Origin of the sequence: Klebsiella sp. 4_1_44FAA, from assembly GCF_000238715.1 — a bacterium.
Taxonomy (GTDB): domain Bacteria; phylum Pseudomonadota; class Gammaproteobacteria; order Enterobacterales; family Enterobacteriaceae; genus Klebsiella; species Klebsiella pneumoniae.
This window is the reverse complement of record NZ_JH414798.1, coordinates 443583-454633: the sequence shown is the minus strand read 5'-3', so window position 1 is coordinate 454633 and position 11051 is coordinate 443583. Positions and strand designations below refer to the sequence as shown.

Here is an 11051-nt window from a genome sequence, read left to right as displayed (position 1 = left end):
ACCTTGCCGTCAACCACCCCGGCGATCGGTCCGACCACAGTCACTAGTTGACCGCGGAAATCCACCGGATCGAGGAAGCCATTGACGTCAGCAAAAATCCTTCCGCGGGACGGCTCGCCCAGCACTGGCCGCGCGCCGCTGTCCAGCGGTACGGTGGCGATTTCTAAGCGGGTTTTCCCCTGCTGGTTTTGCACATTGACCACCTTACCGCCAAAGCGCGCTTCCTGGCCAACGTACAGCTGCGGGGCGTTCATCACCCGCACCAAATCCTGCTGCGGCGTCGGGCTGGTGCCTTTGATGGCATCCGGCACCGATACGCAGCCGCTTAGCGCAACGGCAATCGCTGCGGCCAGCAGCCAGCGAACGCCCTGTTTTTGACCCGCCATGATGCGACTCCTTTTCTCAGTCTTCTTGTTACTGAGATTCACTCGCGGCCTGGAAGTTTCTTCCACGCCACCTCGTTTCGCAAATAAACCGGCTCCGCTTTCTCCACGGCCACGGTTTTCCCCGCCGCCAGCAGGTAACAGGCTAACGGCAGCATATCCTCCGCCGCCGGCAATTCAATTTCGCCGCTGCTTAAGGTCAGTCCGCTCGCTTTCGCCAGATCCGGCCACGCCTGCCATCCGGTGCCGACGGTGGCCCATTCGCCGGAAAGCTGTGCCAGTCGTTCGGCTACCGCGTCCGGTTTGAGCACCGCTTCCGTCTCTTCGCCATGCCAGACGCCCTGCTCGTCGCGCTGGTACTCGGCCCAGTAGACTTCGCCCATACGCGCATCAATGGCCGCCAGCACACGGGTGGCGCCGGTTTTGCGCCAGGCGCCCTGCGCCATGGTGGCCAGCGTGGAAACGCCAATCATTGGCAGTTCGGCGCCCAGCGCCAGCCCCTGGGCGATACCGATGCCGATGCGCACGCCGGTAAAGCTGCCCGGACCGCGGCCAAAGGCCAGCGCGTCCAGCTCGCTCAGCGTGGTGCCGCTCTCGGTGAGGACCTCCTGCACCAGCGGCAGGATACGTTGGGTATGTTCGCGGGGACAAATTTCGAAATGAGCACTAAGGGTGCCATCATTCCACAGAGCCGCGGAGCAGGCCTCTGTGGCGGTATCGATAGCCAAAATTCGCATGGGTGGTCACGCTCTCGTTACATAGTTCAGGCCTTCAGGCAGCCTGATTTCCGGCAAACGGCCAACCCGCCGCCATGCCGCCCGAAGTCTATTGGGAACCGCTAATTAACAAAATGGCGCGCAGCTTAACACATTTTAGTGCGGATTACCTTGCCGGCGGTACGGCGAGAAAGCGCACCGCCCGACGGATATCGCGGGTTCGCGGCGCCGGCGGCAGACTGGCCAGGAACACCGCGCCGTAGGGGCGCATCACCAGCCGGTTGTCGCAGATCACCAGCACCCCGCGGTCGTCGATATCGCGGATCAGACGCCCCACCCCCTGCTTAAGGGTGATCACCGCATCCGGGAGCTGCACTTCATCGAAGGGATCGCCGCCGCGCAGCCGGCAATCTTCCATCCGCGCTTTTAGCAGCGGATCGTCCGGCGAGGTGAACGGTAGCTTATCGATAATCACCAGCGACAGCGCGTCGCCGCGCACATCGACTCCCTCCCAGAAGCTGCTGGTAGCCACCAGCAGCGCGTTGCCGGCGCTGACGAACTGCTGCAGCAGCTGGCCTTTGCTGGTCTCGCCCTGCAGCAGCACCGGTAGCGTCATGGTGGCGCGGAACTGCTCCGCCAGATCGCGCATCATGGCGTGCGAGGTGCACAACATAAAGCAGCGACCATCGTTGGCCTCGATCAGCGGCTTGAGCATCGCCGCCAGGTGTCGCGCCGCGCCGGGCTGGTTCGGCAGGGGTAGGTTGCGCGGCACGCAGAGCAGCGCCTGGTGCTGATAGTCAAAGGGACTCGGCAGCAGCAGAGTCTGCGCCTCATCGATCCCCAGCCGGGCGGTAAAGTGATGCAGATCGTCGTTCACCGACAGCGTCGCCGAGGTAAAGATCCAACTCCCCGACTTCTGCGCCATCACCTCTTTAAACTTCTCGGCCACGGTCAGCGGCGTCAGCGCGAGAGTAAAGTGGCGCGAGGTACACTCATACCAGTAGCTGTAGCCCGGCTGGTTGATCTCTTTCAACCGCTTCAGGCGCCCGCGATAGAGGGTGGCACGCTCAAAAGCGGCGTCGAGCAGCGCCGAGCGGCCCAGCGAAAGTTTGGCGACGTCATAGCATAGCTCGAGCGCGTCATCGAGCAGCAGCAGCGCTCGCTGAATGTGGCTGTCCGCCAGCAGCTCGCGCAGATTGCCGCGGTAGCCCGGGTCTCCCAGCTGCAGGCGGAAATCCTGCGCGCTTTGCGCCAGGCGGTCGGCGCATTTTTGCAGCTGCTGAGTGTCTTTCAGTTCGGTGCGGTAGGCAATGTTGATGTCTTTCGCCAAGTCCAGCAGCTGGCGGCTGGAGAGCGACTGGCCAAAGTACTGACTGGCGATATCCGGCAGCTGATGGGCTTCATCGAAGATCATCACTTCCGCCTCGGGGATCAGCTCGGCAAAGCCGCTCTCTTTGACCACCATATCGGCCAGAAACAGGTGATGGTTGACCACCACCACGTCGGCGTCCATCGCTTTTTTACGCGCCTTCACCACGAAGCAATCTTTATACAGTGGGCAGTCGCTACCGAGACAGTTATCGTTGGTGCTGGTCACCAGCGGCCAGGCCTGAGAGTCTTCCGCGACGCTGGCGCAGGTGCTGATATCGCCATCCTGGGTTTGATTCGACCAGGAGCGCAGGAGGATCACATCGCTGAGGGTTTGCACCGGCAGATCGCCGCCCGCCAGCGCCTGCTGCTCAAGACGTTCGAGACACAGGTAGTTGGAGCGCCCTTTGAGCAGCGCCAGTTTCCCGGTGAATTTGAGCGCTTTGGCGACGGTGGGCAGATCGCGGCTGTAAAGCTGATCCTGCAGCGCTTTCGAGCCGGTGGAGATAATCACCTTTTTTTTCGCCCGCAGCGCAGGCGCCAGGTAAGCGTAGGTTTTACCGGTTCCGGTCCCCGCTTCCACCACCAGCGGCCGGGAGGCCTCAATCGCTTCGCTGACCGCCACCGCCATCTGGCGCTGCGGCTCGCGCGGTTTAAATCCCGGTATGGCTTTGGCTAGCTGGCCGTCTGCTGCAAAATCGTCGATCACATTGCCCCCTGGTTATTTGGACAGTGATTATGTCAGGGAGGACGGCGTTTCGCCAGTCCGGGTAGTGACGCGAGCGGCACATTATGGCAGTCTTGCCGCAGCCGAATGGAATGCTTAAAGAGGAAAAAGCAATGACAATTACGCGTATTGATGCCGAAGCCCGTTGGTCAGACGTGGTGATCCACAACCAGACCCTGTACTACACCGGCGTGCCGGCAAATCTCGATGCCGACGCTTTCGAGCAGACCGCCAATACCCTGGCGCAGATTGACGCGGTGCTGGAAAAACAGGGCAGCGACAAGTCGCGTATTCTTGACGCCACCATCTTCCTCGCCGATAAAAGCGACTTTGCGGCGATGAATAAAGCCTGGGACGCGTGGGTGGTGGCTGGTCACGCCCCGGTGCGCTGCACGGTGGAAGCGACGCTGATGAACCCGCAGTATAAAGTTGAGATCAAAATTATCGCCGCGGTGTAATTACTCGTCCTCATCCTCATCTTCAAAGCGCGCGACGATCTGCTCGCCGGTATGCGTTGCGCGCAGCTCTTCCGCCACCAGGGCAATCGCCTGGCCGCTGCTTATCCCCTGAGCCATTAGCTCATGGATACGTTCGACCGCTTTTTGCTGTTGCTCGTGGCTCAGCGAAGGTAAACCTGCAAACATCTTTTACTCCTGCTACATTGTGGGGCGTAATTATTTCACGCCGTCCCCAACTACGCCAGAGGGGCGGCAACGTTCAGGATCGAGAAAGATGTTGTCCCCCGCGATTATTACCCTGCCCTGGCGCCCGGATGCGGCCGAACACTATTTTGCGCCGTTAAGCGCCCTGCCCTGGGCGATGCTGCTGCATTCCGGCTTTGCCGACCATCCGCATAACCGCTTTGATATTCTGGTGGCTGCCCCGCGCGCCACGCTGCTGACGCGCGGTGAACAGACGTGGGTCGACGACGGCGAAACCGTTGTTGTCTCAGCGGAAGATCCGCTGCAGCTCCTGCAGCAGCAGTTGGATCGTCAGCCGTTCACGCCGCAACCCCATGACGATCTGCCGTTTCTCGGCGGCGCGCTGGGATTATTCGGTTACGACCTGGGCCGTCGCTTTGAGCGTCTCCCTTCGCACGCGCAGGCCGATATCGCGCTGGCGGATATGGCGGTGGGGATCTATGACTGGGCGCTTATCGTCGACCACCAGCGCCAACAGATATCGCTGCTCAGCTATGACGACCCGCAGCAGCGTCTACAGTGGCTGGAGGCGCAAACGCCGACGCCGGGTGAAACCTTCGCCCTGACCTCTGCCTGGCAGTCAAATATGAGCCGCCAGCAGTACGGCGAAAAATTTCGCCAGGTACAGGCCTATCTGCACAGCGGCGACTGCTATCAGGTCAACCTCGCCCAGCGTTTTCAGGCCAGCTACGTCGGTGATGAATGGCAGGCCTTCCGCCAGCTGAACGCCGTCAACCGCGCCCCCTTTAGCGCCTTTATTCGCCTCGATGAAGGGGCGATTTTAAGCCTGTCGCCGGAGCGCTTTATCCAGCTGCGCCAGGGGGAGATCCAGACGCGGCCGATAAAAGGCACCCTGCCGCGGCTCGATTCGCCGCTGGCAGATGCGCAGCAGGCTGAGAAGCTGGCGAATTCGCCGAAAGATCGCGCCGAGAATTTAATGATTGTCGACCTGATGCGCAACGACATCGGCCGCGTCGCCGTCCCGGGCAGCGTGCGGGTCCCCGAGCTGTTCGTGGTGGAGCCGTTCCCGGCGGTCCATCATCTGGTCAGCACCATCACCGCCCGCCTGCCAATGACGCTGCACGCCAGCGACCTGCTGCGCGCCGCCTTTCCCGGCGGCTCGATCACCGGCGCGCCGAAAGTGCGGGCGATGGAGATTATCGATGAACTGGAGCCCCAGCGTCGCAACGCCTGGTGTGGGAGCATTGGCTACCTGAGCTATTGCGGCAATATGGATACCAGCATCACCATTCGCACCCTGACGGCATGGCAGGGACAGCTGTACTGCTCCGCCGGCGGCGGAATTGTGGCGGATAGCGAGGAAGCGGCGGAATATCAGGAAACTTTTGATAAAGTTAATCGTATCCTGCAGCAACTGGAGAACTAGACCATGGCGGATCGCGCCCTTAATCTGGATGATTTTCTGTCCCGCTTTCAGCTTCTGCGCCCGCAGCCTTCGCGCCATGCGCTCAATCAGCGGCAGGCGGCGGTGCTGGTGCCGATCGTGCGCCGGCCGCAGCCCGGCCTGCTGCTGACCCAGCGTTCGCCGCTGCTGCGCAAGCACGCCGGCCAGGTCGCCTTTCCCGGCGGCGCAGTAGATAATACCGACGCGACGCTTATCGCCGCCGCCCTGCGCGAAGCTCAGGAAGAGGTGGCGATCCCGCCAGAGGCGGTCGAGGTGATCGGCGTCCTGCCGCCGGTGGACAGCGTCACCGGCTTTCAGGTGACGCCGGTGGTGGGCATTATTCCCCCGGATCTGCACTATCACGCCAGCCAGGACGAAGTCTCCGCGGTATTTGAAATGCCGCTCGCCGAAGCCCTGCGCCTTGGGCGCTACCATCCGCTCGATATCCACCGCCGGGGCAACGACCACCGCGTCTGGCTCTCCTGGTACCAGCATTATTTTGTCTGGGGAATGACCGCCGGGATCATTCGCGAGCTGGCGCTGCAAATTGGCGCACGTCCTTAGCTATACTGATAATGAGAGGGCGCTCTCATTATTAGTAAAATCGCGGTTAGCCATTAGTTTAATTCATGTGAATAGTTGAACTGACAGGGCGCTTCCCTCTTACACTATGCGCAGTTATTACATCGTTACCGCACCCGCGGTAACCCTGTCAGGAGTATTATCGTGATTAGTCTATTCGACATGTTCAAGGTGGGGATTGGTCCCTCATCTTCCCACACTGTTGGCCCGATGAAGGCCGGAAAACAGTTCGTCGATGACCTGGTCGAAAAAGGATTGCTTAATGCAGTGACTCGTGTGGCGGTTGACGTCTACGGTTCACTGTCATTAACCGGCAAAGGCCACCATACGGACATCGCCATTATCATGGGACTGGCGGGCAATCAGCCCGATACGGTCGATATTGACGCGATCCCGGCTTTTATCCGTGACGTCGAAGCGCGCGGTCGTCTGCTGCTGGCCAACGGCCAGCATGAGGTCGACTTCCCGGCGGATGACGGCATGCGTTTTCGCAGCGACAACCTGCCGCTGCACGAAAACGGCATGACCATTCACGCCTGGGCCGGCGAGAAAGAGATCTACTGCAAGACCTACTACTCGATCGGCGGCGGCTTTATTGTCGACGAAGAGCACTTCGGCAAGGAAAACGCCAACGAACTGCAGGTGCCCTACCCATTTAAATCGGCGCAGGAAATGCTGGCCTACTGCAAAGAGACTGGCCTGTCGCTCTCCGGGATGGTGATGCAGAACGAGTTGGCTCTGCACAGCAAAAAAGAGATCGAGGATTATTTCGCCAACGTCTGGCAGACCATGCGCGCCTGTATCGACCGCGGGATGAACACCGAGGGCGTGCTGCCTGGCCCGCTGCGCGTACCGCGTCGCGCCTCGGCGCTGCGTCGTCTGCTGGTGGCCAGCGATAAGCTCTCCAGCGATCCAATGAACGTTGTTGACTGGGTCAATATGTTCGCGCTGGCGGTCAATGAAGAGAACGCCGCCGGCGGTCGCGTGGTAACCGCGCCGACCAACGGCGCCTGCGGCATCGTTCCGGCGGTACTCGCCTATTACGATCACTTTATCGAGTCCGTCAGCCCGGAGATCTATATTCGCTACTTTATGGCCTGCGGGGCGATCGGCGCGCTGTACAAGATGAATGCGTCCATTTCCGGCGCGGAAGTCGGCTGTCAGGGCGAGGTGGGCGTCGCCTGCTCGATGGCGGCGGCGGGCCTGGCTGAACTGCTCGGCGCCAGCCCGGAACAGGTTTGCGTGGCAGCGGAGATCGGCATGGAACACAACCTCGGCCTGACCTGTGATCCGGTCGCCGGTCAGGTGCAGGTGCCATGCATTGAACGTAACGCCATCGCCTCCGTCAAGGCGATCAACGCCGCGCGAATGGCGATGCGCCGCACCAGCGAACCGCGCGTCTCGCTCGATAAGGTGATCGAGACCATGTATGAAACCGGTAAAGACATGAACGCCAAGTACCGCGAAACCTCGCGCGGCGGCCTGGCGATTAAAGTTCAGTGTGACTAAACTTTTCGTGCCCCTCTGCGCCTGCAAAGCGCGCAGGGGGTTAACCCTGGTGACTGAAATCTCCCTGATGCGCCTTCAACGGCGCATTTTCTTTTTCTATACCTGGCGATATTCTGCCACTACACTTGCTCTATAAAATAAGCCACGCTTAACCACTCGTCCTGTCGACAGGGTGTCGCACATGCAGACTGCACAAAAAGTCATTACGGCCTATCGTCACAAACGCATTATTGTCTGCCTGCTGGTAGCCCTGGCGACCCTGGGCGCCACATTAGCCATCCGATTTATTTCGCAGCGCAGCGTAAATGAAGATTATATTCGCACGGCCGCCAGCCAACGGGTGGCGGCGCTCAATGACATCTTGCGCCCGCTAAGCGCGCAGCGAGCCACCCTGCTCCCTCTGGTGGGCAAACCCTGCCCTGATATCCATCTGACGCTGCGCAAAATGGCGGCCTCGTTGCAAACCATTCGTTCCGTCGCCCTCGTCACGTCAGGTATCGTTTACTGTTCCAGTATTTTTGGCCCGCGACAGGCAGACTTACATCGCCTGCAGCCCGCGCTTCCTGCGCCCCGCCCTCTGCTGCTCTTCTCGAACGACAGCTCCTTGCTCAAAGGCTCGCCGGTACTGATCCAATGGTATCCAGCCGCGGAGAGCGGCCTGGACGGCGTGATGCTGGTGGTGAATATTGAGCTGCTGGGAACCTTAATTCTTAATGAAAAATCGGCCCTGATCAGCGACGTCAGCCTGCAGGTTGGCGATCGTTATTTTAGCAGCCGCCATGGGCTTCTCGAAAAAGCGCATGTCCCGCAGGGCACGGTGATTTATCGCCAGCGCTCTACGGAGTTTCCGTTTACTGTCAATATTAACGGCCCTGGCGCCTCGGCGATTGCGCTTGAGGAGCTGCCCGGCGAGCTGCCGCTGGCGCTGATTTTTAGCCTGCTAATGACCGGCATCGCCTGGCTGGCCACCGCCGGCAGAATGAGTTTCTCGCGGGAAATAAGCCTTGGCATTTCGGCCCGGGAGTTTGCCCTCCTGGTGGCCAGCCGCTGCAGGATGCGCGCAGCGGCCGCTGCTGCGGGGTGGAGATCCTGCTGCGCTGGAATAATCCCCGACGTGGGACGATTTCGCCGGAGGTATTTATCCCCATCGCCGAAGGCAATAATCTGATCATCCCTCTCACCCGCTATGTGATTGCCGAAACCGCTCGCCGCCTGGACGCTTTTCCTCGCGACCGCCATTTTCACATCGCGATCAATGTCGCCGCGCGCCATTTCGCTAACGGACTCCTGCTGCGCGACCTGCACAATTACTGGTTCAGCGTGGATCCGGTGCAGCAGCTGGTGGTCGAGCTAACCGAACGCGATGTCCTGCAGGATGGCGACCAGCATATGGCCGAACATCTGCACTTTAAGGGCGTACAGCTGGCGATCGATGATTTTGGTACCGGCAATACTTCGCTCTCATGGCTGGAAAAGCTGCGCCCGGATGTTTTGAAGATCGACCGCTCGTTCACCAGCTCGGTCGGCATAGATAGCGTGAACGCGACGGTGACAGATATTATTATCGCCCTCGCCAACCGCCTGCATATTGTTACCGTTGCCGAAGGGGTGGAGACGCTGGAGCAGGAAAACTACCTGCGTAGCCACGGCGTCGATGTGCTGCAGGGGTTTTATTATGCGCGGCCGATGCCGGTGGAGGCGTTCCCGGCGTGGCTGGCCAGCAGGGAGGAGAGTGAGAGTGAGAGTGAGAGTGAGAGTGAGAGTGAGAGTGAGAGTGAGAGTGAGAGTGAGAGTGAGAGTGAGAGTGAGAGTGAGAGCGAGACGACAGAATAACTCGCCGGCCGCAGCGGCCGGCGAGCCTGGCGATTACTCTTCTTCGTCGCTCGGCGGACGAGTGACCACCGCGCGCACCAGATCGACCCGGTAATCATTCGCTTCCACTACGGTAAAATGCAGCGGCGGAAGCGACACGACGTCGCCAATGCGCGGGATATGACCATTGGCGGAGATCACCAGCCCGGCAACGGTGGCAATATCCTCATCGTCATTGATCAGTGGATCCAGCCCCAGCGCCTGCTGCAGCGCATGCAGGTCGGTCGACCCCTTAATAAGCCAGCCATCGCCATCGATGACAATCTCTGGCGTCTCATCAGCGTCCGGGAATTCACCGGCGATGGCTTCAAGGACGTCCAGCGGCGTGACCAGCCCCTGCACCACGCCAAATTCATTAGTTACGATGACGAAGCTGCCGCGCGCCCGACGCAGGACCCCGAGCAGATTGATCGGGTCCAGCGTTTCCGGAACGACAATTGCCGGGGAGGCAGAAGCCAGCGCCGCGACGTTTTCCCCCGACTCCAGGGCCACCAGCATCTCTTTCGCCCGCACGATACCAATGATTTCATCCAGCTCTCCGCGGCAGACCGGGAAGAGGCTGTGCGGCGACGACAGCAGTTGACGACGAATTTCATCTTCACTCTGCTCAGCGTCGACCCAGCTGATTTCTCCGCGCGGGGTCATGATGCTGCGCAGGGAGCGCTGGGCCAGGGTCAGCACGCCGTTAATCATGTAGCGCTCTTCTTCCGCAAAGGCGCCCTCAGGAACGGGCACCGCGGCTGGACTGTCTGCGTCATGGCTGACGGAGGCCTGTTTGCGGCCGCCCATCAGGCGCAGGATGGCATCCGCGGTCCGAGCGCGCAGCGGCAGCGTCGACTGGTGGCGAACAAAGTTACGGCGCGCCACCTGGTTAAAGAACTCGATAATGATCGAGAAACCGATCGCCGCGTACAGATACCCTTTCGGAATATGGAAGCCAAACCCTTCCGCCACCAGGCTCAGGCCAATCATCAACAGGAAGCTCAGACAGAGCACGACCACCGTCGGGTGCTGGTTGACAAAGCGCGTCAACGGCTTGGAGGCCAGCAGCATCAAGATCATCGCGATCACCACCGCCGCCATCATCACCGGCAGATGGTTAACCATCCCGACCGCCGTGATCACGGCGTCCAGGGAGAAGACGGCATCCAGCACCACTATCTGCAATACTACTACCCAGAAACTGGCATAGCCTTTACCGTGACCGGCATCGTGCTGGCGGTTTTCCAGCCGTTCATGCAGCTCGGTTGTCGCCTTAAACAACAAGAAGATCCCGCCGAGCAGCATGATGAGATCGCGCCCGGAAAAGGAGAAATCGGCGATGGTAATCAGTGGTTTCGTCAGCGTCACCATCCAGGAGATGACCGACAGCAGCCCCAGGCGCATCACCAGCGCCAGTGACAGGCCGATCAGACGCGCTTTATCGCGCTGCTTCGGCGGCAGTTTGTCCGCCAGGATGGCAATAAACACCAGGTTGTCGATACCGAGCACAATTTCCAGAACGATAAGCGTCAACAGGCCGGCCCAGATTGAAGGATCCATTAACAATTCCATGTACGACTCCGGTTTGCGGCAAGGTCAGTCATCGCCATGCCATGCAGGGGCGCGACACCAGGTGCTGAAAGAAATGCGGGATACGTAGAGGTGGCAATCAGATGCCAGAAAGTGAAAAGACGTCGATGACGGTCCATACTGCGGGCTATGCCCTATACTCCTGAGTAATTAAACGGAAGTTAAACATAGCAAAATATAGATCGAAATTGGAAATAATTTACCTGAATTTGCAAT

General features: G+C 59.9%; 9 protein-coding genes and 1 pseudogene. 5 read left to right on the top strand and 5 right to left on the bottom strand.

Translation table 11 applies throughout. The features are described from left to right. From HMPREF1024_RS23345 to HMPREF1024_RS23355, 3 genes are all read right to left on the bottom strand, one after another. A partial coding sequence (locus tag HMPREF1024_RS23345) for a Slp family lipoprotein (RefSeq protein ID WP_009307548.1) occupies positions 1-386 on the bottom strand: 386 nt, incomplete at its 3' end. Positions 387-424: 38 nt separating this feature from the next. Further along, a complete protein-coding gene (gene tsaB / locus HMPREF1024_RS23350) occupies positions 425-1120 on the bottom strand; it encodes a tRNA (adenosine(37)-N6)-threonylcarbamoyltransferase complex dimerization subunit type 1 TsaB (protein WP_004151443.1) in 696 nt (231 codons plus the stop codon). 145 nt (positions 1121-1265) lie between these two features. Continuing rightward, positions 1266-3176, bottom strand: a complete 1911-nt coding sequence (locus HMPREF1024_RS23355; protein WP_009307547.1) for an ATP-dependent DNA helicase — start codon at positions 3174-3176, stop codon at positions 1266-1268. 131 nt (positions 3177-3307) lie between these two features. Here HMPREF1024_RS23355 and HMPREF1024_RS23360 point away from each other — a divergent pair, with 131 nt between their 5' ends. Continuing rightward, positions 3308-3652 carry a RidA family protein gene (locus HMPREF1024_RS23360; RefSeq protein ID WP_002910910.1) on the top strand — a complete coding sequence of 115 codons (345 nt, stop codon included), beginning with the start codon at positions 3308-3310 and terminating at the stop codon, positions 3650-3652. Here the strand turns inward: HMPREF1024_RS23360 and HMPREF1024_RS23365 are convergent, their stop codons facing one another. Continuing rightward, positions 3653-3838, bottom strand: coding sequence for a YoaH family protein (locus tag HMPREF1024_RS23365; RefSeq protein WP_004145519.1), 186 nt, complete (start codon positions 3836-3838; stop codon positions 3653-3655). A gap of 88 nt (positions 3839-3926) precedes the next feature. Between HMPREF1024_RS23365 and pabB the strand changes: the two genes are divergently transcribed. From pabB to HMPREF1024_RS0125475, 4 genes and pseudogenes are all read left to right on the top strand, one after another. Continuing rightward, on the top strand, positions 3927-5282 hold the full coding sequence (gene pabB, locus HMPREF1024_RS23370; RefSeq protein ID WP_004145520.1) for an aminodeoxychorismate synthase component 1: 1356 nt from the start codon (positions 3927-3929) through the stop codon (positions 5280-5282). A 3-nt stretch (positions 5283-5285) separates the two neighbouring features. Continuing rightward, positions 5286-5864 carry a CoA pyrophosphatase gene (locus HMPREF1024_RS23375; protein WP_004180429.1) on the top strand — a complete coding sequence of 193 codons (579 nt, stop codon included), beginning with the start codon at positions 5286-5288 and terminating at the stop codon, positions 5862-5864. 162 nt (positions 5865-6026) lie between these two features. Next, positions 6027-7391: an L-serine ammonia-lyase gene (sdaA, locus tag HMPREF1024_RS23380; protein ID WP_004151445.1), complete on the top strand. Its 1365-nt coding sequence runs from the start codon at positions 6027-6029 to the stop codon at positions 7389-7391. A gap of 181 nt (positions 7392-7572) precedes the next feature. Then, positions 7573-9224, top strand: a pseudogene (locus tag HMPREF1024_RS0125475) (EAL domain-containing protein). Positions 9225-9257: 33 nt separating this feature from the next. Here the strand turns inward: HMPREF1024_RS0125475 and yoaE are convergent. Then, complete coding sequence (yoaE, locus tag HMPREF1024_RS23385) at positions 9258-10817, bottom strand: CNNM family cation transport protein YoaE (protein ID WP_004145524.1); 1560 nt, start codon at positions 10815-10817, stop codon at positions 9258-9260. Between the last annotated feature and the right edge of the window lie 234 nt (positions 10818-11051).

What these genes read in the sequence shown, in the direction of transcription:
- tsaB (WP_004151443.1), bottom strand. Translation starts at nt 1,120, where the DNA reads ATGCGAATTTTGGCTATCGATACCGCCACAGAGGCCTGCTCCGCGGCT.
- HMPREF1024_RS23360 (WP_002910910.1), top strand. Translation starts at nt 3,308, where the DNA reads ATGACAATTACGCGTATTGATGCCGAAGCCCGTTGGTCAGACGTGGTG.
- HMPREF1024_RS23365 (WP_004145519.1), bottom strand. Translation starts at nt 3,838, where the DNA reads ATGTTTGCAGGTTTACCTTCGCTGAGCCACGAGCAACAGCAAAAAGCG.
- pabB (WP_004145520.1), top strand. Translation starts at nt 3,927, where the DNA reads ATGTTGTCCCCCGCGATTATTACCCTGCCCTGGCGCCCGGATGCGGCC.
- HMPREF1024_RS23375 (WP_004180429.1), top strand. Translation starts at nt 5,286, where the DNA reads ATGGCGGATCGCGCCCTTAATCTGGATGATTTTCTGTCCCGCTTTCAG.
- yoaE (WP_004145524.1), bottom strand. Translation starts at nt 10,817, where the DNA reads ATGGAATTGTTAATGGATCCTTCAATCTGGGCCGGCCTGTTGACGCTT.